Raw genomic sequence first — 25,677 nt, 5'->3', positions numbered from 1 at the left:
GGATTTTTTGTTTCATTTACTTTTTATTTTATCATTGCAATTCATGCATTTCGTGGTATAATGCACTTATTCAAATCTTAATTTTATCAGCCCCATGAAATACTATACATGGGGGGGGTAGAAGTGAAAAGCAAATTTTTATTTGCTCCTTTTTTGTTCTGTTTCGCCATTCTGTTTGTTTCCTGCAATTTCAACAATGATTCCGATGATACTACTGAAATAGACTGTCCTGAGGAAATTGTCTCGCGCGCGTTCCGTTTTGCCGAGCTGTACAAAGATTCTGATACGGTTTACGAGCTGGGCGGTCAGGCTCCTGTGCGCTCTGCGATTGCCATAGATTGCTCGGGGCTTGTCGTGATGTGCTACAAATACGCAATGGTCGATACAAAATATTCTTTGCTTGCTTCGGATATGACGGCATCTTATATGTGCGAAAACGCTTCGTCCCATGTTGCGCTGGAGCAAATGCGGCAGGGCGACTTGATTTTCATGGGCGAGGCTGATTCTTCCAATGTGTCGCATATCGCGCTTTTTGACCGCATGGAAAACGGAAATGTCTATTTTATCGACAGCACGGAAAAAGACGACATCAGCGGTGTTACTTGCCGATATTACGCCGCCAGTGATTCGCACTTTAAGTCGTTCGGCGTGATGAAGATCCAGTACTGATGTAAAATAAATTTTTTAAATCTCGTCGGCATTTTTCTGGCGGGATTTTTTTTGTAACGTAATTATTCTTTCAGTTTGAAATCATTCGAACAGCTTCAACTTTTTGCTTTAAATTCGTGGTGTTTTTCTGTATAATCGGCTTATGAGCATTTCGAGCATATTGTCTATATTCCTTCAGTTTTTTGGCAGTCTTTGTTTTCTTCTTTTTGGAATGAAAATGATGAGCGATGGAATCCAGAAGTCTGCGGGAGACAAACTTCAGGCTGCTCTTCATCTTATGACGGGAAACCGATTTACCGGATTTTTTACAGGCTGTTTTTTGACTATGATAATTCAGTCTTCCGGGGCTACAACTGTCATGGTTGTTTCTTTTGTAAACGCCGGGCTTATTGAGCTAAGCAAATCGATTGCCGTGATTCTGGGCGCAAATGTCGGAACAACGATAACGGCTTGGATTGTCGCGATATTCGGCTTTAACTTTGAAATTTCAGCATTTGCGATTCCGCTTTTTGGCATTGGCTATCTTTTTACAATCATAAAGAAAATTAAAAATCCGGGGCTTGGACAAGCCATTATGGGATTTGGAATTCTTTTTATTGCGTTGCAGTGGCTTTCAAGCACGATTTCGCTTAATTCAGGCGCAATGAATTTTCTTCCGGCTTTGCAGGACAAAGGAACTTTAAGCTATCTTATTGCTTTTTTAATCGGAATTTTTGTTACTGCGATGATTCATTCTTCGTCCGCTATGACGGCGATTGTAATTACGATGGCGTACAACCAGATTCTTACTTGGGAATTTTCCGCGGCAATTATAATCGGAAGCAACGTAGGCTCGACTATAGATTCCATTATGGCTTCGTTTGGGGCAAATGCAAATGCAAAGCGCACAATGCTTGTCCATGTTTTGTTCAATTCTGTAACTGCAATTGTCGCCTTGATTTTTATAAAGCCTTTTACGCAGCTTGTGGATTTAATTGTTCCGGGAACTGTTACAGAAAATATTACAATGCACATAGCGATGCTTCATTCGATGTTTAACATAATCGGCTCTGTTTTCTTTATGCCGTTTGTAAATCCGCTTTGCAAGCTTACGCATCTTATTATAAAAGACGACAAGGCTTCGCTTCCTTCTATATATAAGTTTGAATTTCCTGAACGCGCCGCGCATGAGTCTCCTACAATTCCTGTTGTTTCAGCGCAAATGGAAGTACGACGGATGGCTGATATTTCTGTGCAGATGTTTGACAGGCTTCAGTACGGACTTACTGATTTGTCCGGGCGATTTGTTGTGGACCATTACGATAATCTTGTGCGGGAAGAAGATTACCTTGACCAGATGCAGGAACAGCTTACAAAGTATCTTTTAAAATGTGCCCAGCTTGATATTGATGACAAGCTCCGTGAAAATATCAATGTGATGATTTCGATTACTGGCGAGCTTGAATCTATGTCTGATGACTGCCTGAGCATTGGCGTTTACCTAAAGCGAATAACAGAAAAACATTACGTATTTAAAAAGGAAGATTTTGACCGTTTGATTCCTTATCTTGAACTTGCGCGGCAATTGCTTCAGTTTATCTATAAAAATATTAACAAGGCTCTTTCAAAGGAACAGCTTGATTTTGCGAATGAACTTGAATCTCAGATTGACGCAGAACGCAAAGCTTTGAAAAAAATAGCACGCAAACGGCTTGAAGACGGTGCAGATGTAAAGGCCGAGCTTTTGTACATGGATTTGGTGCGCCAGATAGAAAAAATTGGCGACCGCTGCTTTAACATCGCAGAACAGCTTGCTCTTACAAAATAAAAAAAACTGCCAAAAAGTTTTTTGAAGCGTACTTCATTATGTACTTTTTGACAGCCAGTTTACTATAAATAATTTTAGTTATTTATAGCTGATAGCAATTCCGCTCATATTGTAACTGTTGAATGTAAAAATAAGGAACACTGTTTTTGTTGTGTCAACTTTTACATTTACAACGTCATCGCATTCTGGATACTTTTTCTTTGCTTCTGCATAAAGCTTGCTGTAGCCAGAATTTGTGGCTGAAGATTTTACTTCTACGCGTCCAAGAACTTCATAGCTTTGCGCATCACCCGGAAAAGCTCCTGCATCACTAAGCGGTGTCATAGAAATGCAACCTGTTAATGTTGCCGCCAAAATCAGCATAGACAACAATAAACCTACTCCTTTTTTCATATTTACCTCCAGAAAAAATAGGATATTATATTGTACCCCCCCCGGGATTCTGTCAAGCATTTTTTTATAAAAAACTTTTCTTTGCTTTTTGGAATATTCCGTAGTATAATATTAGTGTAATCTTAAAAAGATTGCGGCGGCAGTTTGCTGCGAATTTAAATATATTTATTAGGAGAAAAACTATGACAAAATCAATATCTGCACAGGGCTTTACTTTGGATTCAGACCAGACAGCTCTTATCAACAAAAAACTGGAACGCATAAGCTACGCTGAAAATCTTATCGTTGACTTGATTATGCACGTAAAGGAAGACAAAAAATTTTACTTTGATACAACTGTTAACTTTAGATGGGGCGGCAATGCTCATGTTACAGGCGATGATTTTGACTTTGCAGCTGCGCTCAACAAAATGATGGATGTTCTTGATACAAAAATCAAGAAAGAAAAAGATAAGGTCCAAGAGAAAAAATAATTTTTTCTTCAAAGAAGTAATCTTTCTTTCAAAAAATAATTTTTTTATCTGAACTTTAAAACAATTCGGGCTGTCTAAAAAGGGCAGCCTTTTTTATTGCCTGTTGTACGAAGATTCTATGCTGAGTTTGCTTCTGTATTTTGCAACTGTTCTGCGTGCAATTTTTATTCCAGATTTTTCCAGTTCCTCTGAAAGTTTTTGGTCGCTCATTTTTTTCCCGGCGGAAGAGCTCAGGATTTTTTTTAGTTCCGACATTGCTTTGTCTTGGCTTATGCTTTTGTTTTTTTGACTTGCAGCGTTTGTGAAAAAATATTTTATGTCAAAAAGTCCCCATTCACATTGAAGAAATTTGCTGTTTGCCATTCGTGAAATTGTTGTTTCGTGGACTTTAAGTTTGTCCGCAATATCCTGCTGCCTTAAAGGAACTAAGTTGCCTTGTCCGTGCAGAAAAAAATCAGTTTGAATCCGCACAATTTCGATGCAAGCCTTTAAAAGTGTGCTTTGCCTGAATTCCAAAATGTCTAAAAAATCTTTTGCTTTTTTGATTTCAGTTTTTATTGATGAAGAATTTTTTGCATTGTTTTTTGCAAGTTTTAAAAATTCCGGGTTAATGGAAACTTGCGGAAAGTTGTCCTTTGCAAGCCGTACATTCCAAGAATTTTTTCCGCTTGTAACAATGTTGTCTTCAATCTGATTTTCTTGAAAATCTTCCTGAATTTTTTCCACATAAACATCTGGAGAAATAAAATGAATTTCTTTTGTGCTGAAATTCCGCGCAGGAAAAGGATCAAGCGTCCGTATAAAATCAATTGCCTTTTCCACATCTTGAATCGTAGGATTTAAGTTTTTGTATTTTTCATTTTGTGAATTTGCAAAAAGTTTTTTTTGTTCTAAAAAATATTCTTGAATTTTCTGGAGAACTTTTTCAGGACGCGGCGGATCAAGGAATTTTAGTTTTCCGTCCAAAATAAAAATTGCAAGAGGCGGCGCATTTTCTTTTTGCTTTGCCTGCACAAGCAGACTTTCTTCTGTGTTTGCAACGCACACTCCGCAAGGTTCAAACTGCCTTACAATTTCAATGCATTTTTCCAAAAGCCCCGGCGTTTGCAGTTTGTCTTTTTTGTCAAGAAGCGAAACTGGAGCAAGAATATAAAATCCTTTTGCATCAAGATTGTAAATGAGTTTTTCGCATAAAATTTTTTCAGTTGCGCCAAGACGCATTGTGTTCAGCTGGGACAAAAGATGTTCCTGCAAAGATTCCCGGTCATCAGCTTTTGCCTCAAGTGCCGCCTGAAAATTTTCGCTTGCTTCTTCGCCGCTTGCAGTTGCTGATGATATTTTTGTTCCGTCCCAGTTTGATTTGCCTTTTGTTATGATTAGCGCAGGATTTTCTTCCGTAGCTTTGTAAATTTCTTCAGTCAAATCTTTTGAGTTCATGGCTAAAAGTTTTAAAGCCTGAATTTGCTTTTGGCTCATTATTTGAATTTGAGACTGAATCTGCCTTTGCTGAAATTCTAATCCTGCCATTGCTTAATTATAATTGCAATTTTTAGAAAATTCAATTTTCGTTTTCTCTTATGGCTAAAATTGAAAAATATCTATATAATTTTTTTATGGAAAATTTTGAGCAGTTTGGAATACAAATCCCGGAAATTCTTTTGCCTCGAAAAAAGGATTTAAAAACTTGGTGCGTTGTGGCGTGCGATCAGTATACGCAGGATTTTGATTATTGGAAAAAAGCAGAGGAAATTGTCGGCAGTTCTCCTTCAACTTTGAATTTGATTTTGCCGGAAATTTTTCTTTCTTCTTCAGATAAAAATGAGCGGATAAAAAAAATCCGCCAGACAATGAAAAAATATCTTGATGAAAATATTTTTGATTCGCCTGAAAAAGAATTTATTTATGTTGAGCGAAAAACTTGCTATGGAAGAATTCGCCACGGTCTTGTTGCTGCGATTGATTTGGAAACTTATGAATGGAAGCCGTTTTCAAAAAGTTTAATCCGCGCTACGGAAGCTACAATTCCAGAAAGAATTCCTGTTCGAAAAGAAATCAGAAAAGATGCGCCGCTTGAGCTTCCGCACATTATGCTTCTGGTGAACGATTCTGAACATTGCCTTGTGGAAGAAGCTGGCATTGAAGCTAAAAAAAATCCGCCGGTTTATGACGGAGACTTGATGATGAATGCCGGCCACATTTCAGGCTGGGCTGTAAAATCAAAAGAAACCTTTGAAAAAATTTCTTCTGCGCTTGAAAAATTAAAAAAGCAAAATTCTGACAGCGACGGAAATTCTTTTTTGTTTGCTGTTGGAGACGGAAACCATTCTTTGGCGACTGCAAAAGCTGTTTGGGACGAATGCAAAAATTCTGATTCGCCAGATTTAAATGCGCGCTATGCTCTTGTTGAAATTGTAAACATTTATGATTCTGGTTTGACCTTTGAGCCGATTCACCGTGTTCTTTTTAATTGCGATGCTTCCAAACTGATTTCTTTTTTAAATGAAAAACTTGACGGCGAGCTTGCAGAAGAAACAAGTGAAAATGTTTTGGAAAAAAATGTAAAAAGTTCCAAGGCAGATTTTGGTTTTGTTTTTAAAGAAAATGAAAAGCAAAAATATTTCAGAATAAAAACAAAAATTCAGGAACTTGCAATTAGCCGTCTTCAGCCGTTGCTTGATGAATTTATTTCATGCAACAAAGAAATTGAAATTGACTATATTCACGGAAATGAAGAAGTTTTCAGGCTTGGCGCGCAAAAAAATGCAGTTGCAATTCTTCTTCCTCCGATTGCAAAAGATTCGTTCTTTGAAACAATTTCTAGTCGCGGACCTTTGCCTAGAAAAAGTTTCAGCATGGGAGAAGCAAGCGAAAAACGGTTCTATCTTGAATGCCGAAAACTTTTTTCAGCCGATAGACTTTCAGTTAATCCTTAAGTATAATCGTTGCTATGATTGTAATGAAATTTGGCGGAAGCTCAGTTGCAAACGCTGACCGCATTAAACATGTAGCCGAAATAATTCAGGCATATAAAGATGAGCGTCCTGTTGTTGTTTTAAGCGCAATGGGAGACACAACAGATCATCTTCTTGAAGCTGCTGACATGGCAGTGAAGGGAACTGTTGACATTGAAAAAATTGAAAAGCTTCATATTGAAACAGAAAAACAGCTTGACGTTTCTGTTCCGGAAATAAAAGAATTGCTTGGCGAATTGAAAACGCTTCTTACTGGAATAAGCATGTTGCATGAACTTACAAAACGCACCAGAGATTATCTTGTGTCTTTTGGCGAACGTATGTCCGTGCGCATGATGTCAGCTTACCTTTGTTCTCTTGGAACTGAATCGAAAGCGTTTGATTCCTGGGACATTGGATTTGTGAGCGATTCAAATTATATGGCGGCTGAACTTTTGGATGAAGTTTGGGAAAATATTCCGAAGCATCTTGATGGATACAAAAACGGAACTTCAAATGAAATTCCTATAGTAACTGGTTTCATTGCCAAAGATAAAAACGGTATCATAACAACTTTGGGTCGCGGCGGAAGCGATTTGAGCGCAACGATGATTGGCGCGGCAATGAAGGCAAAAGAAATTCAGACTTGGAAAGATGTTGACGGAATTATGACAACAGATCCTCGCATTGTAAAAGAAGCCCGTCCTGTTGACGAAGTAACTTACGAGGAAGCGCAGGAGCTTGCAATGTTCGGAAGTCAGGTTCTTCATCCGCGTAGCATGATTCCTTGCAGAAAAACTGGAACTCCTGTCCGCGTAAAAAACAGCTACAACATAAAAAGCCGCGGCACTCTTATTGTTGAAGAGCATACAGGAACTCGTCCGCTTGTAACTGCGATTACAAAAGTAAAAAATGTAACGCTCATAGATATTCAGTCTAGCCGAATGCTTGGAGCCGCCGGATTTCTTGCGCATATTTTCAATCAGTTTTTAAAATGGAATATCAGCATTGACGTGATTGCGACTTCCGAAGTTTCTGTCAGTTTGACTGTTGATGGAAAAGCGGATTTGACAGGGCTTATTGAAGATTTAAAGCGCGTGGCTGATGTCAACGTAAAAACTGGCAAGGCGATTGTTACAATAATTTGCGACGCTTCAAGATCCAGCGTGATTATTGCAAAGGCATTTGACGGACTTTCAAAAGAAGGAATAAATGTTCAGATGATAAGCCAAGGCGCAAGCAAAGTCAACATAAGCATGCTTGTGGATACAAGTCAGGCGGACAAAACTGTTGAAGCGATTCATTCAGTTCTTTTTGCTTAATTTTTGGGAGGATTAAAAATGAAAATTGCATTGGTTGGATATGGAAAAATGGGGCACATGCTTGAGCAGTCCGCATTGTCGTTTGGTCATTCTGTTGTTTCTACAATCGATGTTTTTGCGCCAGATGCCAAAGTGAAAATTTCCGCAGGAGACAGCAAAGCTCTTGCAGATGCAGTTGTGTCTAGCGGCGCGGATGGAATAATTGAGTTTACTCATCCAACTTCTGTTCTTGAAAATATTAAGTCGCTTCTTCCCTTAAAAATTCCTATGGTTGTTGGAACTACAGGCTGGAATGACAAAAAAGATGAAGTTGCTTCTCTTGCTGAAAAATGCGGCGGAACAATTATGACAAGCGCGAATTTTTCCATTGGCGTTAATATTCTTTATAAAATTGTAGAAGATGCCGCTCGCCTTGCAAATAAATTTTCTGAGTATGACGCTGCGATTTGGGAAATGCACCATAATCAAAAAGCTGACAGTCCTTCTGGAACTGCGATTGAAATTGCAAATCATCTGCTTTCTGAATTCAAAAGAAAAAATTCAATTGTAACAAATGAATTCAAGGAAAAGCCTTTGCCTAATCAGCTTCACGTTTCTTCCACAAGATGCGGTTCAGTGCCGGGAACGCACAAAGTTTTCTTTGACTGCGAAGCTGATACAATTGAAATTACTCACACAGCAAGAAGCCGCAAGGGATTTGCAAACGGAGCAGTTCACGCTTTGGAAAATCTTTCTTCCATGCTGAAAGAAGGAAAACTGAAACCCGGCGCATTGTACGGCATGAACGATGTTTTCCCTGAATTGTTTTAAAACTTTAAGGTAATTTTTTTTCATAAATCAGCCGATAAACTAACGGTATGATTATGACTAAAAAATTTGAATATAGAAAAAATATTTTGTTTCTTTCAATTCTTTTTTTGACTGTCTGTTTTTCTTTTGCAGAAACTCATACAGTTGAAAAAGGAGAAACTTATTATTCAATCAGCCGCAAATATGGAATTTCTGTAGATCAGCTTTGTTCTATAAACAATCTTACTGTAAATGATGTTTTAAAAGTTGGACAGAAACTTTCGATTCCAGAAAAAAACACTGAAAAAAATTCTTCGCCTCCAACTTCACCTGCAAAAAATCCGTCTAGCGCAGAAAGAAAATTTGACACATACACAGTTCAAAAAGGCGACACTTTTTATAGAATTGCAAAAGTAAACGGAATTTCTGTTGAAGAGCTTAAGGCTTTGAACAATCTTGATTCCGATACAGTTTTAAAGGCCGGGCAGCGTCTGAAAATTCCTGTTACGATTGTTGATACTTCGGCATCTCTTCCTAGCTTGCCTTCAAGTGATCCGCGCAAATATTCTGAGAAAAAAGGCGACTCAAGTTTGACTTGGCCTGTAAAAAATCCGACGGTAACTTACATGAACGGAAAAGTCAGCGGTGTTCAGCTTAGCGCGCAAAAAAATGAAAGTGTAACTGCAATCCGCGCCGGAACCGTTATGTATGTTGGAAACTACAGAGGCTACGGGCAGGTTGTTTTTGTTCAGGCGAAAACCGGACACATCTATGTTTATTCAGGACTTGGCTCTATCAAAGTCCGCAAAGGCGATTATGTTGTGTTTGGCGATTCTTTGGGAACTGCGGGAACAGACAGCATAAAAGGTACAACTCAGGTTTGTCTGATGGTTTTTCAAAAGTCAAATCCTATTGATCCTGCGAAAGCTCCAAGAGGCTAGCTTTGTTTGCCGGTCGCCTTTTGAAATTAAATTTTGTCGAGCATTGTCTTTTTTATTCTGCACATAAAAAATGAAGAAAGACTGATTGCAAAAACTTCCGCAACGAGAAAGCAGAACCAAACATTTTCAAGTTTTCCACTGCGCGAAAGAAAATATGCCACAGGAAGCAAAATGACCAGCTGCCTTACAAAAGAAACCGTCATGCTTAAAAAAGATTTTCCTAAAGCTTGAAAAGTTGAGCCTAGCGTAATTGCGATTGCCGCTCCGATAAAACTTGGCGCGATAATTCTCATTGCCGTGCATCCAATTCCAAGCATGTGTTCGTTTGCTTTAAAAAGCATCAAAAGTTCCGCTGGGAAAAGTTCAAAAATTACAATGCCAAATATCATAATTGAAACCGCAATTGAAATTGTTGACTTTACAGTTTTCTTGATTCGTTCTGCGTTTCCTGCTCCGTAGTTGTACGAGACAATCGGAACCATTCCAGTTGTAAGTCCGAACACCGGCATAAAGATAAAGCTGTTCAGTTTAAAATAAACTCCGTAGACTGCGATTGCCGTTGCGGAAAAAGTTCCAAGGATTAAATTCATTCCGTAAGTTGTAACAGAATTTATAGACTGAAGAAGAATTGAAGGAATTCCGATTTTATAAATCTGGCCGATTATCAGAGAGTCCGGCTTGAATCCTTTTAGTTTAAAATGTATGTCAGGATTTTTTTTCAGATTGAAATAAAGCGAAACTATTGCGGAAAAAATTTGTCCGATGACTGTTGCCCAAGCCGCGCCTGCCATTCCCATTTTAGGAAAAGGTCCGATTCCAAAAATCATAAGCGGGTCAAGAATTATGTTTGTGATTGCTCCAACAAGCTGCGTTATCATCGTGTAAAAAGTTCTTCCTGTTGCCTGCAAAAGTCTGTCCGACATTGTTGAAACAAAAAGCGCGAACGATGCCATTGTTATTATTTTTAAATATTCACTTCCGAATTGAATAATCTGTTCGTCGGCAGTCTGTGTTTTTAAATAAGGTTTTGTAAAAAGAAATCCGAGAATAAAAAAAGCAATAAAGCTGCAAACTGAAAGGAAGAGTCCGTTCATGGCGATTTTGTTTACTGCATCGCTGTCTTTTTGTCCAAGCTTCATTGCTAGAAGCGCATTTACACCAACTGCTGTTCCTATTGAAAGTGCAATCATCAGTGTTTGAACAGGAAATGCAAGTGATATTGCAGTCAGCGCATTTTCATTTATCTGCGCAACAAAAATACTATCAACAATGTTGTAGCATGCCATTACCAGCATCGAAAGCATAATCGGCAATGACATATTTAAAAGAAGCTTTGTTACAGGCATTACGCCCATTTTGTTTTCTTTGATATTTTCTGACATTCGCCAATGTTATATTAAATTGTTTCTTTTTTCAATTAGTATTTTTGTTTTAGAATAATTCTGCCTGAATCAGATTTTTTTTGATTTTGTTCATTGAAAAATTTTTCTGTCTGTCCATTGTGTCGCTTATTATCCGCTTGAAAATTTCCATGCATAATCTTGCGTCGTCGTTTGCGCGGTGGGCGGCTTTTGCTTCTATTCCGAATCTTTTTGCAAGGCTTTGAAGTTTGTACTGACCTTTTTCCTGCTCCTTTATGAAATCAGGATATGCCCATCTTGAGGCGTTCAATGTGTCTATGCAAATGTTTGGAAGTTCTGGATGGCTGAATCTTTTTAGCTCTGAATTTACAAAGCCTAAGTCGAACTGCGCATTGTGCGCTACAAGAACTGTTTCTTTTCCGCCGATAAAACTTAAAAACTGCGGGACAGCTTCTTTTGCGCACGGACAGCATGAAATCATTTCGTCTGTGATGTGAGTGAGGTCTTTTATAAACTGCGGAAGTTCTATTGGCGGCTTTATTAAAATATCGAATGGCTCTCCAATAAGTCCGTCGCAGTTGAATTTTACAGCACCGATTTCTATTATGAATTCTTTTTCAGCTTTTAGTCCTGTGGTTTCTGTATCGAATGCCACAAAAGTTTTCCCTGAATAAAATTCTTTTGCGAGGTTTCTAAAGCTGTTGAAGATTTTAAATGCCATAAGTTGAAAAAAAATGGCATCCGCAAAAATCATTACGGATACCATTATTGTTTTTTTTAGATTCAGCCTGCTGCGTTAAGAACTGCGTTTATTTCTTCTGAAATATCTGAGCAGAGTTTGTCGGCAGCTTTCTTTGCTTCTTCCAATGCTTCGTCTGTTTTTGCAGAAACTGGAACTGTGCTGTTGATGTAGAACTTAATCTTTGGTTCTGTTCCGCTTGGGCGTGCGCTTACAATTGTTCCGCCTTCAAGAACAAACTGAAGAACATTGCTCTTTGGCCAAGGAAGACTTTCTTTTACAGATGGATTTGCCGGATCAAAAGCAACCTGCTGCTGGATGTCGCGAATCTTTACAACTTTTTTTCCGCCGAGAGAAGTCAGTCCTTCTGTGCGGAGTTTTGTCATGATTCCGCCCATGATTTTTGGACCTTGTACTCCAGGGAAATATTTGCTGATTGCGCGGTCTTCAAAAAGTCCGTATTCCTTGTACATATCGTTCAAATGTTCAAGAAGAGATTTCCCTTTGCTTGCCCAGTAAAGAGTCATTTCTGCGCACATTGCCGCTGCTGAAATTCCGTCCTTGTCGCGTACTTCTGTTTCTACAAGATAACCGTAGCTTTCTTCAAGTCCGAATACGTAGTTTCCGCTTCCGTCTTTTTCCATCTGGCCTTCATCATAAGCAATCCACTTGAAGCCTGTAAGACATTCTTTTACAGCCACATTGTATTTTTTTGCAATTGAATCAACGAAAGGTGAAGTTACGATTGAGCGGATAAGAACTGGTTTTTCAGGCATCTTGTTGAATTCTTTTTTTGAAAGAAGAACATAGTCTGCAAGAAGCGCGCCCATCTGGTTTCCTGAAACAAGAACGTATTTTCCGTTTTTGTCTGGGAATGCAGTTCCGAATCTGTCTGCATCTGGATCTGTTGCCATTACAACATCAGCTTTTTCTTTTTCTGCAAGTTCAACTGCCATTTTAAGTGCTGGGGCTTCTTCTGGATTTGGCTTTTCTACTGTCGGGAAGTCGCCGTTTCCTTCGCGCTGTTCTGGAACTGTGATTACATTCAGTCCAAGATCTCCAAGAACTTTTTCAACGTGCATTGCGCCAGTTCCGTGGAGCGGAGTGTATACAACTTTTACGCTGCTTGCTTTTTCTTTTATGAGTTCAGGACGATAAAGATTTGACTTTATCATTGCCTGGAATTTGTCATCGATTTCCTTGTCGATTAAAACGATTTTTCCTGCCTTTACAGCTTCGTCTTTTTCGATAAGCTTTACTTCTTTTACTGCGTTGACTTCATCGATGATTCCTTTGTCATGCGGCTCAACAACCTGCGCGCCATCGTCCCAGTAAGCTTTGTAGCCGTTGTACTGAGGCGGATTGTGGCTTGCAGTTACAACAACGCCAGTTTTGCATCCAAGAATTCTGATTGCGTAAGAAAGTTCTGGAGTAGGGCGAAGCGAAGTGAAAAGATATGCTTTGATTCCGTTTGCGGCAAAAACTCTTGCAGTGATGTCAGAAAATTTATCGTGGTTGTGGCGGCTGTCATAAGCTACACATGCGCTCAATGTGCCGTTCTTTGCTTCTTCTGGAAATGCCTTGATTAAATAGTTTGCAAGACCTTGAGTTGCTTTTGAAATGTTGAGTGTGTTCATGCGGTTTGTTCCGCCGCCCATTACACCGCGAAGTCCGCCTGTTCCAAATTCAAGGCTCTGATAGAAACGGTCTTCTAGTTCAGCCATGTCTTTTTTTGCAACTAAATCTTCAACTTCCTTGCGGAAAGAATCGTCTTTTTCTTCTGCAATATATTTTGCAGCTCTTTCAAGTATTTCTTTCTCTTCCATAATATCTGCTTCCTTTTATTTAAAAATTAACTAAGTCTAACATAGTTGATTTTTTTTTTCTATAGCTCTGATTCTTTGCTTAAAAGTTTTCCCAATGTTTGGTTGCAGCCAAGTTCATTAAGCAAAGTTTTCATTCTGATTTTTGATTCTTGTTTAAAATTGTCTGACTGTTTTTTTACAGCGCGGATTAAAATGTTTTTTGGAGTGTGGCTCATGTCGATGAATTCCAAAACCTGAACTGAGTATCCGTATTGCTCAAGAAGTTCCGCTCGGATTGCATCAGTTGCAATTGCGGCAAATCGTTCACGTAGAATTCCAAATCTTTCAATTGAAGCGAACGGACTTTCTGCTTTGGCCTTTTGTTTTTCAAGCTGGATGTTTATTTCGTGCTGGCAGCAAGGAACAGAAAGAATTGCTTTTGCGTTATGCTTAACTGCATAGTCGAGCGCGAAGTCTGTTGCTGTGTCGCAAGCGTGAAGTGTGATTATTATGTCCGGATTTTTTTCAGATGAATAATCCGCAATGTTTCCAATTTTGAATTCAAGATTTTTGCATCCAAGTTTTTTTGCAAGTGAATCGCAGTTTTTTATTACATCTTCTTTTAAATCAAGTCCTGTTATGCAGACGGGAATTTTTTTCAGCTCGGTTAAAAAATAATAAACTGCAAATGTCAAATAAGATTTTCCTGAGCCGAAGTCAACAATTCTTAGCGGATTTTCTTGCGTGTAAGAAGTTCCGTTCAGCTTTTCAATGCTTTCAATTATGTCATTTATAAATTCTAGGAATCTATTTATCTGCCGGAACTTGTCGTATTTTTGCGCGACTACTTTTCCGTCTTTTGTCATAACTCCAAGCTCAACTAAAAACGGAACTGGATTTCCTTCTTGCAAAATATAATTTTTTATTCGGTTGAAATTATTTGAAAACTTTTGTTCCGCTGAAAAATTTTTTGCAGCTTTTCTGAAAACTTTTATTTCGCCTTTTTTGTTTGCCATTGTTGTGATTTCTTCGGTGTCCGTTTTTACAATGCAGTTTTTAAAAGCTGTTCCTGCGTGCTTTTCAATAAATTCCCGCGCTTGTTCCGCAGTGAAACTTTTTTGGAATGCCTGCTTTTCCGTAAAAAATTCAGCTTGAAATTCATTTTGCTTTTTTGCGGAAGGAGACGGATTTTTCCAGATTCGAATTTTTATATAAGGCTTGCCAAAAATTTCCGGGCAAGTTTTTGACGGCTTTGAAAATACTGCGCTTAAAATCATATTTTTATATTAGCACAAACATTTGTTTTTGAGGATAGCGCATTTTTTTTATGACTTTACATTTTTATTCTAAGTGATATATTTCTACGGAAAGGGTTACAAAAATGACAGTTAAAAAAGATTTTTCTGAAGGTTCGCTTTTTAAAAATATTTTAATTTTCAGTTTGCCTCTCATTTTTACAAATCTTCTCCAGACTTTTTTCAACATGACTGATATTGCTGTTTTGGGACGCTTTGCAAATCCGTCTTCTGTTGGCTCGGTTGGCTCTACGACAATTCTTGTTTTTTTGTGCACTGGAATTCTTATTGGTTTTGGTTCTGCCGTTAACGTTATTGTGGCTTTTTTTATAGGCGCAAAAAATGAAAAGGACATTTGCGAAACTGTTCATACATCCGCGATTGTTTGCCTTGTTGCCGGATTTCTTGTTGGTGCTGCCGGAATAATTTTTTCCCGCTCCGTTTTAAATTTGATGAGCACAAAGCCGGTTCTTATTGAAGGCGCGGTTTTGTATTTTAGAATTTACATGGTCGGGCTTCCTGCTCTTGCTTTTTATAATTTCGGAAATGGAATTCTTAGCGCGGAAGGAGATACGAAGTCGCCTTTGCTTTTTCTTTTTATTTCTGGAATTTTCAATGTTGTTCTGGATTTGCTTTTAGTCATTCATTTTAAAATGGATATTGCTGGAGTTGCAATTGCAAGCGTTGTAGCTCTTTATGTTTCAGCATTTCTTGTTTTTATAAAACTGCACAGAAAAACTGATTCTCTTGCGTTGCGCTTTTCCAAGCTTAAAGTCAACAAATCAAAGCTTGTTCGCCTTTTGAAGATTGCAATTCCTGCCGGGCTGCAGAATGCGATTTTTGGATTTGCAAATCTTTTTATTCAGATTGGAGTTAATTCTTTTGACGCTTCTATGGTTGTTGCAAATTCCGCGGCTTCAAATTCAGATCCGCTCGTTTACAATATTATGAGCGCGTTTTATGTGGCTTGCTCAACTTTCATAGGACAGAATTACGGCGCTGGAAAAAAATCCAGAGTTTTAAAAAGTTATTTTATAAGTCTTGCCTGCTCATTCTGTTTTGCATTGTTCTTGGGAATTTTGCTTTTTGTCTTTGGAAGAAATTTTATTTCGATTTTTATTTCAGATTCTGCGATTATAGAACTTGGGATGAAGCGGCTTTCGATAATGGCTTGGTCTTATTGCATTTCAGCATTTATGGATTGCACAATTGCGGCTTCCCGCGGACTTGGACAGACTTCCGTTCCGACTGTAATTGTTATTCTTGGCTCGTGCGTTTTTAGAATCGCCTGGATTTTCACCGTGTTTGCATATTTTAAAACAATTGAATCTCTTTATTTGCTTTTTGCATTTTCCTGGACAATTACCGCTGCGGCTGAAATTTTTTACTTTGCAAGACTTTACAAGCGGAAGTTTTCAGTTTCTGCATTAAAAGCACAGCAATAAAATTTTCTTTCAATTCTGGCGGAAGTTTGAAACTGGCGCATATTAATTGAAAATTATTACTATATAATTTATAATGGTTTAATCATGGGAAAGGTATTTGTTTTTGTTAATCAGAAAGGTGGCGTTGGCAAGACTACATCTGCTATAAATATCGGGGCGTATATTGCTGTCGGCGGAAAAAAAGTTCTGCTCGTTGATTTTGACAGTCAGGGAAATATGTCCAGCGGCGTTGGAGTCAGCAAAAAAAAGCCTACCATTTACGAGCTTCTTGCGGGGCAGTCCACTATTGACGAAACTATAAAGCATTCAGGTGTAAAAAATCTTGATGTCATAAGCGCGTCTATTGATTTGTCTGGCGCGGCGATTGAGCTTGTAGATCAGGAAAACCGCGAGTACTTTTTAAAGAACGCCCTTGCTCCTGTCCGTGAAAAATATGATTACATTCTGATTGACTGTCCGCCTTCCCTTGGAATTCTTACATTGAACGGACTTGCCGCCGCAGATGCTGTTCTTGTTCCGATGCAGTGTGAATATTTTGCGCTTGAAGGAATCACTCTTCTTTTGCAGACAGTAAAAAAAGTTCAGGAAAGCATAAATAAAAATCTTGTAATCGGCGGAATATTTTTTACGATGTATGATTCAAGAACTCGTCTTGCGCAGGATGTTGTTATGCAGGTAAAAAGCTATTTCAAGGATGTTGTTTTCAATACGATTATTCCGCGCAACGTAAGACTTTCAGAAGCTCCTTCCCATGGCGAGCCGATTTGCATTTATGATCCGAATTGTGTTGGCGCAAAAAGCTATCAGAGACTTGCAGAAGAGGTAACCAGCCGTGGCTAAACATCAGGGATTAGGAAAAGGCCTTGGAGCCTTGATGCAGGAAGCTGATTTGTCCGAGGAAATTTCTGAGAATGGTGTTCAGCTTAAGGAAAATGCGTCTCCTGTAAATTTAAATCTTCCAGCTGGAATTTCTTCCGACGAAAACGGAACGCTTTGGGTTGATCCGGCTCTTTTAAAACCGAATCCTCGTCAGCCGCGAACTTACTTTGATGATGAAAAACTTGCGGAACTTACAGAGTCAGTGCGCAAGGAAGGAATTCTTTCGCCTGTAATAATAGAAGATGCAAACGACGGAACATTTTTTATCATTGCTGGTGAACGCCGTACTCGCGCAGCAAAAGCCGCAGGGCTTACAAAAATTCCTGTTCAGCTTAGAAAATATTCAGAGCAAAGGAAACTTGAAGTTGCACTTATAGAAAATATTCAGCGTACAGATTTGAATGCGCTGGAAGAAGCCCAGGCTTATTATGATTTGATGGAGCTTGGAAATTTGACGCAAGATCAGGTTGCGGAGCGTGTTGGAAAAAACAGATCGACTGTTGCGAACTGCCTTCGGCTTTTAAAGCTTCCAGAGGATATTCAAAAAGCGCTTGTTACAGATTCAATTTCTTCTGGACACGCGCGTGCTATTTTGAGCTTGGAAAATGATTCTGACAAGCGGATTCTTTTTGGAAAAATAATCGGGCAGGGACTTTCCGTAAGGCAGTCTGAAAATATTGCCAAGGAAATGAAAGGCGGAATTTCTTCGGCTGCAAAAACTGATTTTAAACCAGAGCAAAAAAAAGATCCGAATCTTGCGGCACTTGAACAAAAACTGATTGAGCGGCTTGGAACAAAAGTTCAGTTGAAAGGCGGATTCAGCAAGGGAACAATTTCTATAAATTATTTTTCTTCTGAAGATTTGGACCGCATTTTTAACTTGATTGTACCGGACGCAAACTTGTAGTTTTGCAAAAATTATTTCTTGATAAAAAATGTCTGCAAAAAAACAAAGTCGTAAAAGAACTGCAAAAAAAAGAACTCCTCGCAAAAAGAAGCCAAAGATAATTCTTGACAACAAAAGTGTTATGCTTTTGTCCGCGTCGATTGTTTTTTTGTGCGCAGTTTTTCTTTCCATGGCTTTTGTTTTTTCGTCTCCAAAAAAAGAGAAGCAGCCAAAAGTTGCAAATGTTGAGCAGCTAGTTTTGCGTCAGGAACAAAAAAACAAGCCTGCTGAAAAAAATAAAATTTCAGAAAGCAAAAATCAGCCGAAAAAAGTTCAGTCTGAAAAAAAAGAAGCTGTTCAAAAGCCAGTTGAGATTCAGCCTGAAATAAAAAAAATTCCAGTTGAAAAAAAATCTGAAGAAAAAAAGCCTCAGCCAGTTTCCAAGCCGGAAGTGAAAAAAGAAGAGCCGAAAATTGCTTCTGTAAATCCGCCTGCGAAAAAAACTGAAGAAATAAAAGTTGAAAAATATTCGATTCCGCCTGCAAAAAACGGAGCGACTCTTGTTTTTATAATTGATGACGGCGGATACGACACTTACAATTTAAAGCTTTACACGAGCCTTCCTTTTCCGATTGCGATTGCGGTTCTTCCAAAACTTGCACATTCAAAAGATTGTGCGGTCATTGTAAGAAATTCTGGACAGGAACTTATGCTTCATCAGCCAATGCAGGCCCAGAATTTAAAGCTTAATCCCGGAGAGGGCGCGATTTTGCCAGATATGTCTTTGAGCGAAGTTTACAGGCAGGTTTCAGAAAATATTGCGGAAATCGGTCCGATAAAAGGGCTTAATAACCATGAAGGTTCCCTTATAACTTGCGATGTTATGAAAATTGGAGCGGTTCTTGATGCGGTTCTTGACAACGGAATTTTCTTTGTGGATTCCAGAACTTCCGCGCAGACAAAAGCTCCTCAAGCCGCATTGGAACGCGACATGAAAATTCTTGAGCGTGATGTTTTTATTGATGATATAATTTCCAAAGATGAAATGCTTGCTCAAATTTACCGCGGACTTGGAATTGCAAATAAAAATGGAAAAGTTATAATGATTGGCCACGTTGATAAATCTGCAAAGATTCTTCCGCAGCTTTTGAACGATATGTATCCGTATTTAAAACAAAAAGGATACAAGTTTGCTTTTCCGTCGCAGATTCAAAAATAATTTTACTTGGAATGTATTGGAGTATATATGAAAGTTCTTGGAATAGAATCTTCTTGTGATGAAACTGCCTGCGCGATTGTTGAAGACGGCAGAAAAATTTTAAGCAATGTTGTTGCAACTCAAATTCCGTTTCATCAGATTTACAAAGGCGTTGTTCCAGAAATTGCAAGCCGCAAGCACGCTGAATGGATTCTTCCGGTTGTGCGACAAAGCCTTGAGGAATCGCATTTGACACTTGATGAAGTTGATGCTATTGCTGCTACAAATCGTCCGGGACTTATGGGCGCGCTTTTGGTCGGGCTTACTTTTGGAAAAACTTTGGCATGGGCTTCGGGCAAACCTTTTATCGCTGTTAACCACATGCTTGGCCACATGTATGCCGCTCATCTTGAAAATGATATTCCTTATCCGTACATTGGACTTTTGGTTTCCGGCGGACACAGCATTATTTCAAAAGTGAACGGCTTTGACGATTTGGAAATTTTAGGAACTACAATTGATGACAGCGTTGGCGAAGCGTTTGACAAGGTTGCAAAATATTACGACTTGGGTTATCCGGGAGGAGTTATAATTGACAAGCTTGCTAAGAGCGGAAATCCAGATGCGTTCAGTTTCCCTCTTCCAAAACTTGACAAAGGCGATCATCGTTATGACGTTTCTTTCAGCGGATTGAAAACTGCTGTAATTCATCAGGCTGATATGTTTTTAAATTCAGGCTTTGAAAAATCAGTTGAAAATATCGCGGCGTCTTTTCAGGAAACTGCTTGCAGAACTTTGGTTTCAAGATTGCTTAGGGCGGTGGAAGATACCGGGCTGAAAACTGTTGTTGCTGGCGGCGGAGTTGCTGCCAATTCACGGCTTAGAGCAATGCTTGCTGAACATAAAGAAATAAACTGCATTTTTCCTCCTTTAAAATTATGCGGAGACAATGGCGCGATGATTGCCGGTGTTGCGTATCATTTTCTTAAGCGAGGCGAAACAAGTCCGCTGAACACAACAGCTTGCGCAAGAATTCCGCAGTTTAAAAGAGGACTTGCAAATCTTGAGGCTTTTGGACGAAGATAATTTTTGCGCTGAAATTCAGTTTGCCTTTTTAAGAATGCTCTGACTTTTACAAATCCGTATATTTTTGTATAATGGAAAATAGTTTCAAAAATCGTCTGGCTTTTGAAGCTCTTTTTATAGGAAAGTACATTTTAAAACTTTTGATTTTTAGAGGAAGTTTTTATATCGAGGTTCAACTATGACAAAAAAAAGTGATAATGCTTGTAAGGGTGTTGCCCGCGCGCCGCACCGCTCTCTTTTTTATGCTTCTGGTTATACTGATGAGGAATTGGATCAGCCGCTGGTTGGTGTTATCTGCGCAAAAAATGAACTTATTCCGGGGCACATTGAGCTTGACCGGATTGCGGAGGCTGTTAAGGCTGGCGTTAGAATGGCTGGCGGAACTCCGATTGAATTTCCTGCGATTGGCGTTTGTGATGGAATCGCGATGGGCCACGAGGGAATGAAATATTCGCTTGTAACACGCGAGCTTATTGCCGACAGTGTTGAATGTGTTGCGAAGGCTCACCAGTTTGACGCTCTTGTTATGATTCCTAACTGCGACAAGATTGTTCCGGGAATGCTGATGGCTGCCGCGCGCCTTGATTTGCCGACCGTTTTTGTTTCTGGCGGTCCGATGATGCCGGGACATCTTCCTGGAAATGACAAGTCGAATCCTTATTCGGGCAAGAATCTTTCGCTTACTGATATGTTTGAGGCGGTTGGCGGTCTTGCTGTTGGAAAAATCACCGAGGAACAGCTTAAGGAAATGGAGCACCGCGCTTGTCCGGGCTGCGGAGCTTGCTCTGGAATGTTCACCGCGAACTCAATGAACTGCCTTACTGAAGTTTTGGGGCTTGGACTTCCTGGAAACGGAACAATTCCTGCCGTAACAGGTGAACGAATCGCGCTTGCAAAGCACGCTGGTATGGCTGTTATGAATTTGTATAAAAAAGGAATTACCGCGCGACAGATGATGACGGCTGAAAATTTCCGCAATGCGTTGACTGCGGACATGGCGCTCGGCTGCTCTTCCAACACAATGCTGCACGTTCCGGCTATTGCGCACGAGGCTGGAATTGACATTGACTTGCACGAGGTTAATAAAATTTCTGAGCGGACTCCAAATCTTTGCCACTTGGCTCCTGCAGGGCACACTTTTATGTGCGAGCTGGATGATGCGGGCGGTGTGCAGGCGGTTTTGGCTGAACTTGCAAAAAAGAACCTTATAAATACATCTTTGATTACCGCCACAGGAAAAACAATCGCAGAAAATATTGCCGGCGTTAAAAACCGCAATCCTGAAATTCTTCGCCCGATTGAAAATCCGTTCAGCGACAACGGCGGAATTGCAATTTTGTTTGGAAATCTTGCCCCGAACGGAACAGTTGTAAAACGTTCAGCCTGCGCAAAAGAACTTATGCACCACACTGGACCTGCGCGCGTGTTCAACGATGAAAGCGAGGCAATGGAAGCTGTCCAGAAATCCCAGATTAAGCCGGGCGATGTTGTTGTAATCCGCTATGAAGGTCCAAAAGGCGGTCCTGGAATGCGTGAGATGCTTGCGGTTACAGCGGCTCTTGCAGGTCAGGGCTTGGACAAGCAAGTTGCGCTTATCACCGATGGGCGATTCAGCGGTGCTACACGTGGCGCTTCTCTTGGACACTGTTCGCCTGAAGCGGCTGTCGGCGGTCCGATTGCGCTTGTTCAGGAAGGCGACAAAATCACTTTGGACATAAACAACTACAAAATCCATCTTGAAGTAAGCGACGAGGAGCTTGCCGCACGCAAGGCAAAGTGGATTGCCCCGGAGCCGAAAGTAAAAACCGGCTACCTGGCACGCTATGCTAAACTTGTTTCCAGTGCCGATAAGGGAGCGATTCTACAGTAGCCAATGTTCTGCGAGTTTGCCGAATGGCAAACTCGGTAAGCAGCCGCAGGCTGCGGCCGGACAAAGGTGCAATTCTTCAGTAAATAAAAAATAGAAAGGAATATTGAAAAATGAAAATTACAGGTTCACAAGTTGTTATAGAATGCCTTATAGAGCAGGGAGTTGATACTGTTTTTGGTTATCCGGGCGGAAATATTCTTAACATTTATGACGCTCTTTATAAAAATTCAGGCAGAATAAATCACATATTGACTGCGCATGAACAAGGTGCTGCCCATGCCGCGGATGGGTATGCGCGCGCAACAGGAAGAGTCGGAGTGTGCATGGCAACAAGCGGTCCGGGTGCTACAAATCTTGTTACAGGAATCGCAACTGCGTACATGGATTCAAGCCCGATTGTCGCAATAACTTGCAACGTTCCAAACAATCTTTTGGGAAAAGACACGTTTCAGGAAATCGACATTACAGGCGTAACTATGCCGATTACAAAGCAGAATTTCATGGTTCGCGATGTAAAGGATTTGGCAAAAACTATCCGTGAAGCATTTTTCATCGCAAAGACTGGCCGTCCCGGTCCTGTTCTGATTGATATTTTAAAAGACGTTACTGCTGCGGAAGTTGAATTTGAGCCGCTTTCAAAAGAAAACGAAAGAAACGACATTCTTATAGAAAATCATTCAAATTTAAAAAGAATTGCTGAAATAAATATTCCTTCAGAAGAGAACATAAAAAAAGTTGCAGAGCTTATAAATAATTCGGAGCGTCCTTTTATTTATGCTGGCGGCGGAATTGGAATAAGCGGCGCGGAAAAAGAACTTCTGGAACTTGCGGAAAAAGCGAACATTCCTGTAAGTGAAAGTCTCATGGCACGTTCATCGTTCCCGGCAAATCATCCGCTATGTACTTGGATGATTGGAATGCACGGAACAAAAGCAAGCAATATGGGCGTTACAGAATGCGACCTTTTGATTTCACTTGGCTCAAGATTCAGCGACCGTGTTATTTTGGATTCTTCTAAATTTGCGCAGAATGCAAAAGTTGTCCACATTGACATTGACCCTGCGGAAATTAATAAAAATATTCCGGCTTACACATCTCTTGTTGGAGATTTAAAGCAGATTCTTAACCGCCTTATTCCTTCCGTTGAAAAAAAAGAACGCAAGAAATGGATTGAGCAAATTCAGGCGTGGAAAAAAGAATATCCTGAATGTTACGACAAAAAGCCAGAGCATTCTATAAATCCAAAATTTATCTGCGAATGTATAAACAAGATTGCAGGCGAAAATACATTTATAACAACTGAAGTTGGGCAGCATCAGATGTGGACTGCTCAGTTTTATCCATTTACAAAGCCTAGAACTTTTATAACTTCCGGCGGACTTGGAACAATGGGATTTGGAACTGGTGCTGCGATGGGAGTTCAGTTTGCGGACAAAAATAACTGCGTTGTTCATATTGCAGGCGATGGCTCATTCCGCATGAACTGCAACGAACTTGCGACAATTCAGCATTATAATCTTCCGATTGTAATTATTGTTGTGAACAATCACGCGCTCGGAAATGTAAGAATGTGGCAGCGTCTTTTCTACGGAAAAAGATTCAGCCAGACAACTCTTGACTTTGGACCTGACTGGTGCAAGCTTGCCGATGCTTACGGAATTAAAGGTTACAAGGCGAGCAATGCAAAGGAATTTGAAAAAGTTTTCAAGGAAGCTTTTGATGCAAAAAAACCGGCTGTAATCGATGCTGAAGTTGACATTGACGAAATGGTTCTTCCTATGGTTCCGGGCGGAAAACCAATCTACGACATGATTATGAAACTCAGCGAAGAGGATATGAACTGATATGAAAAAGGAGCTCAGAGGGGAAGAGCGTTTTAATGAAATTGGGCGCATTGATTGCGAACGTATCTGCGCCTTGCCCGGAGTCCTTGAAGATATAAGTATGTCTGGATTCAGTGCGCATTTTCCAAATCCTGTCTTTGTAGATACGGAAGATGAGTATACTGTTTTTATAACTTTTTCTCGGCAGGATTTTTCACGTCCGCTTGAATTTGTCTGTGTTCCAAAATGGAAAAAAGAAGACGAAAGTGAAACTGAAATTGGATTTAAAATTTTGCGTTCTCCGGATTCTCCTGCATTGGCTTCTTTTATAAACAGCCTTCAGGAAAGTTCCGAGGAAAATCCTGATCTTGCTGACATGATTATTTCCCCAGAAGCGGAATTTGTAAAATGAGCACTTCAATAGAAAAAATTTCAGGCGCGGCGTTTCTTCCTTTTCCAGAAATGGATGGAATTCTAAGAGACGAGCTAAAAGAACGTTTTTCTGTTTCTATGAAAAATGCTGTTGCTTACGGAGAACTTCTTTACATTCCTGACTACAACGTAAAAAATTCTGACGGAACTTTTAAAGTTCCTTACTTTTGCAGAAGCGCGATGCTTGAACCTTTCATTTTGAAATTCGATTCAATTGGAGAAGCCGCCAGCGAACTGAAAAAAATTCAACGTTCCTGGGCTTCTTGCAGTTCAACTTGTTTTAGAAGAGCCGCATTGATTCAAGAAAAACTTCCGTATATAAATTTCAAGCCGAAAAATTTTCCTGTAAAACTTCCTGCATCAGAAATCGGACTTTTTTGCTTGCTTGATAAAAACATGATGATTGCTTCCGCAAAAACTTCCAGTCCGCTTCCTGCCGGAAAAATTTCATTTATAGAAGATCACGAAAATCCTCCGAGCCGCGCGTATTTAAAAATTCAGGAAAGCCTTTCTGTTGCAGACAGCATTTTTGGCTGCGGGCTTCCTTCTGCTTCTTCAAGGTGTTTTGAAGCTGGAGCGTGTCCCGGCGGCTGGACTTATGTTCTTGTGAATTTAGGCGCAAAAGTTTTTGCAGTTGACAGAAGCGAGCTTGTTCCGTCGTTAATGAAAAATCCGCTTGTGGAATTTTTGGCGCATGACGCTTTTACATTGAAGCCTGAATCACTTGGAGAATTCGACTGGGTTTTCAGCGATGTGATTTGCTATCCTGAGCGTCTTCTTGAATGGATAAAAATGTGGCTTGAAAGCGGAAAAACTAAAAAAATGATTTGCACAATAAAAATGCAAGGAAAAGCCGACTGGAATCTGATTTCAAAGTTTGAAGAAATTCCTGACAGCAAAGTTGTGCATTTGAATTACAACAAGCACGAGCTGACTTTTATACACTGCCAGAAAGACTGAAAAAATTTTGAAAATTATTTTATCATAAGAATTGTTCCGGCGGTCAAAAGAATCATGCCTGCCAGTGTCTTTGCCGTGAACTGTTCATGCAGAAAAATAAACGCAAGAATCAATGTAAGCACAACACTCATTTTGTCGATTGGAACAACTTTTGAAGCTTCCCCGATTTGAAGCGCCTTGTAATAGCATAGCCAGGAAGCTCCCGTTGCAAGCCCTGAAAAAATTAAAAACATCCAGCTTCTTTTGTTTATTTCAGAAATGCCGGATTGCGCGCCAGTTACAAACACCATGAGCCAAGACATCGCAAGAACAACCGCAGTTCTTATTGCTGTTGCAAGATTTGAGTTTACGCCGTCAATTCCTATCTTTGCAAGAATTGAAGTTAACGCGGCAAATACGGAAGATAAAATTGCAAAAATTAACCACATAATTTTCATTAAAAAAAAGAGACTGCTTTTGAAAGCAATCTCTTTTATATTATTACGGCTCGTGAGCCGGTGAAAATATGAAGCGAAGCGGAATATTTTCACAGATAACCACCCGCTATGCGGGT

General features: G+C 39.7%; 23 protein-coding genes. 16 read left to right on the top strand and 7 right to left on the bottom strand.

The annotated features are described in order from the left end of the window. Window positions 1-123 precede the first annotated feature (123 nt). Together Q0H92_RS09680 and Q0H92_RS09675 are read left to right on the top strand one after the other, a co-directional pair. A complete protein-coding gene (locus Q0H92_RS09680; RefSeq protein WP_296014429.1) occupies window positions 124-669 on the top strand; it encodes an NlpC/P60 family protein in 546 nt (181 codons plus the stop codon). 142 nt (window positions 670-811) lie between these two features. Then, window positions 812-2,476, top strand: a complete 1,665-nt coding sequence (locus Q0H92_RS09675) for a Na/Pi cotransporter family protein (protein WP_296014426.1) — start codon at window positions 812-814, stop codon at window positions 2,474-2,476. Window positions 2,477-2,554: 78 nt separating this feature from the next. Here Q0H92_RS09675 and Q0H92_RS09670 read toward each other — a convergent pair whose 3' ends face one another. Continuing rightward, window positions 2,555-2,869, bottom strand: a complete 315-nt coding sequence (locus Q0H92_RS09670) for a hypothetical protein (protein ID WP_296014424.1) — start codon at window positions 2,867-2,869, stop codon at window positions 2,555-2,557. 182 nt (window positions 2,870-3,051) lie between these two features. On the opposite strand from Q0H92_RS09670, the gene Q0H92_RS09665 reads away from it, so the two are divergent. Then, window positions 3,052-3,342 (top strand): HPF/RaiA family ribosome-associated protein, encoded by a 291-nt coding sequence (locus tag Q0H92_RS09665; RefSeq protein ID WP_013702196.1) that lies wholly within the window; start codon window positions 3,052-3,054, stop codon window positions 3,340-3,342. A gap of 93 nt (window positions 3,343-3,435) precedes the next feature. Here Q0H92_RS09665 and Q0H92_RS09660 read toward each other — a convergent pair whose 3' ends face one another. Continuing rightward, on the bottom strand, window positions 3,436-4,869 hold the full coding sequence (locus Q0H92_RS09660) for a hypothetical protein (protein ID WP_296014421.1): 1,434 nt from the start codon (window positions 4,867-4,869) through the stop codon (window positions 3,436-3,438). An 86-nt stretch (window positions 4,870-4,955) separates the two neighbouring features. On the opposite strand from Q0H92_RS09660, the gene Q0H92_RS09655 reads away from it, so the two are divergent. From Q0H92_RS09655 to Q0H92_RS09640, 4 genes are read left to right on the top strand one after another with little or no spacing between them, the layout of a single operon-like run. Next, the gene (locus tag Q0H92_RS09655; RefSeq protein ID WP_296014417.1) at window positions 4,956-6,275 is read left to right on the top strand and encodes a DUF1015 domain-containing protein; all 1,320 of its coding nucleotides are present in this window, start codon (window positions 4,956-4,958) and stop codon (window positions 6,273-6,275) included. Window positions 6,276-6,289: 14 nt separating this feature from the next. Next, window positions 6,290-7,615 (top strand): aspartate kinase, encoded by a 1,326-nt coding sequence (locus tag Q0H92_RS09650; protein WP_296014415.1) that lies wholly within the window; start codon window positions 6,290-6,292, stop codon window positions 7,613-7,615. A gap of 18 nt (window positions 7,616-7,633) precedes the next feature. Beyond that, window positions 7,634-8,425 carry a 4-hydroxy-tetrahydrodipicolinate reductase gene (dapB, locus tag Q0H92_RS09645; protein ID WP_296014410.1) on the top strand — a complete coding sequence of 264 codons (792 nt, stop codon included), beginning with the start codon at window positions 7,634-7,636 and terminating at the stop codon, window positions 8,423-8,425. Between the two features lie 47 nt (window positions 8,426-8,472). Further along, window positions 8,473-9,345: a LysM peptidoglycan-binding domain-containing protein gene (locus Q0H92_RS09640; RefSeq protein ID WP_296014406.1), complete on the top strand. Its 873-nt coding sequence runs from the start codon at window positions 8,473-8,475 to the stop codon at window positions 9,343-9,345. Between the two features lie 26 nt (window positions 9,346-9,371). Here the strand turns inward: Q0H92_RS09640 and Q0H92_RS09635 are convergent, their stop codons facing one another. The 4 genes from Q0H92_RS09635 to Q0H92_RS09620 form a co-directional block, all read right to left on the bottom strand. Beyond that, a complete protein-coding gene (locus tag Q0H92_RS09635; protein ID WP_296014401.1) occupies window positions 9,372-10,727 on the bottom strand; it encodes an MATE family efflux transporter in 1,356 nt (451 codons plus the stop codon). A gap of 49 nt (window positions 10,728-10,776) precedes the next feature. Next, window positions 10,777-11,427: a 3'-5' exonuclease gene (locus tag Q0H92_RS09630; RefSeq protein WP_296014397.1), complete on the bottom strand. Its 651-nt coding sequence runs from the start codon at window positions 11,425-11,427 to the stop codon at window positions 10,777-10,779. Window positions 11,428-11,489: 62 nt separating this feature from the next. Continuing rightward, a complete protein-coding gene (locus Q0H92_RS09625) occupies window positions 11,490-13,271 on the bottom strand; it encodes a phospho-sugar mutase (protein WP_294423283.1) in 1,782 nt (593 codons plus the stop codon). Between the two features lie 59 nt (window positions 13,272-13,330). Beyond that, window positions 13,331-14,527, bottom strand: a complete 1,197-nt coding sequence (locus Q0H92_RS09620) for an SAM-dependent methyltransferase (protein ID WP_296014392.1) — start codon at window positions 14,525-14,527, stop codon at window positions 13,331-13,333. Window positions 14,528-14,631: 104 nt separating this feature from the next. Here Q0H92_RS09620 and Q0H92_RS09615 point away from each other — a divergent pair, with 104 nt between their 5' ends. From Q0H92_RS09615 to Q0H92_RS09575, 9 genes are all read left to right on the top strand, one after another. Continuing rightward, on the top strand, window positions 14,632-15,990 hold the full coding sequence (locus Q0H92_RS09615; protein ID WP_296014388.1) for an MATE family efflux transporter: 1,359 nt from the start codon (window positions 14,632-14,634) through the stop codon (window positions 15,988-15,990). Window positions 15,991-16,074: 84 nt separating this feature from the next. After that, a complete protein-coding gene (locus tag Q0H92_RS09610) occupies window positions 16,075-16,830 on the top strand; it encodes a ParA family protein (RefSeq protein ID WP_296014386.1) in 756 nt (251 codons plus the stop codon). Then, on the top strand, window positions 16,823-17,776 hold the full coding sequence (locus Q0H92_RS09605; protein WP_296014384.1) for a ParB/RepB/Spo0J family partition protein: 954 nt from the start codon (window positions 16,823-16,825) through the stop codon (window positions 17,774-17,776). The genes Q0H92_RS09610 and Q0H92_RS09605 overlap by 8 nt, the downstream gene beginning before the upstream one ends. Before the next feature lie 28 nt (window positions 17,777-17,804). Beyond that, a complete protein-coding gene (locus tag Q0H92_RS09600; RefSeq protein WP_296014382.1) occupies window positions 17,805-18,974 on the top strand; it encodes a divergent polysaccharide deacetylase family protein in 1,170 nt (389 codons plus the stop codon). A 27-nt stretch (window positions 18,975-19,001) separates the two neighbouring features. Continuing rightward, window positions 19,002-20,039 (top strand): tRNA (adenosine(37)-N6)-threonylcarbamoyltransferase complex transferase subunit TsaD, encoded by a 1,038-nt coding sequence (gene tsaD, locus Q0H92_RS09595; RefSeq protein ID WP_296014379.1) that lies wholly within the window; start codon window positions 19,002-19,004, stop codon window positions 20,037-20,039. Window positions 20,040-20,217: 178 nt separating this feature from the next. Continuing rightward, complete coding sequence (gene ilvD, locus Q0H92_RS09590; protein WP_296014377.1) at window positions 20,218-21,909, top strand: dihydroxy-acid dehydratase; 1,692 nt, start codon at window positions 20,218-20,220, stop codon at window positions 21,907-21,909. A 110-nt stretch (window positions 21,910-22,019) separates the two neighbouring features. Then, on the top strand, window positions 22,020-23,753 hold the full coding sequence (gene ilvB / locus Q0H92_RS09585; RefSeq protein WP_296014367.1) for a biosynthetic-type acetolactate synthase large subunit: 1,734 nt from the start codon (window positions 22,020-22,022) through the stop codon (window positions 23,751-23,753). Between the two features lies 1 nt (window position 23,754). Beyond that, the gene (locus Q0H92_RS09580; RefSeq protein ID WP_295795937.1) at window positions 23,755-24,144 is read left to right on the top strand and encodes a PilZ domain-containing protein; all 390 of its coding nucleotides are present in this window, start codon (window positions 23,755-23,757) and stop codon (window positions 24,142-24,144) included. Then, the gene (locus tag Q0H92_RS09575) at window positions 24,141-25,124 is read left to right on the top strand and encodes an SAM-dependent methyltransferase (protein WP_296014366.1); all 984 of its coding nucleotides are present in this window, start codon (window positions 24,141-24,143) and stop codon (window positions 25,122-25,124) included. The genes Q0H92_RS09580 and Q0H92_RS09575 overlap by 4 nt, the downstream gene beginning before the upstream one ends. Window positions 25,125-25,138: 14 nt before the next feature. Here the strand turns inward: Q0H92_RS09575 and Q0H92_RS09570 are convergent, their stop codons facing one another. Further along, window positions 25,139-25,555 carry an EamA family transporter gene (locus Q0H92_RS09570; RefSeq protein WP_296014771.1) on the bottom strand — a complete coding sequence of 139 codons (417 nt, stop codon included), beginning with the start codon at window positions 25,553-25,555 and terminating at the stop codon, window positions 25,139-25,141. Window positions 25,556-25,677: the final 122 nt, after the last annotated feature.

It is taken from the genome of uncultured Treponema sp. (genome assembly GCF_934725225.1).
Lineage (GTDB): Bacteria > Spirochaetota > Spirochaetia > Treponematales > Treponemataceae > Treponema_D.
This window is presented reverse-complemented; position numbering and strand designations above follow the sequence as displayed.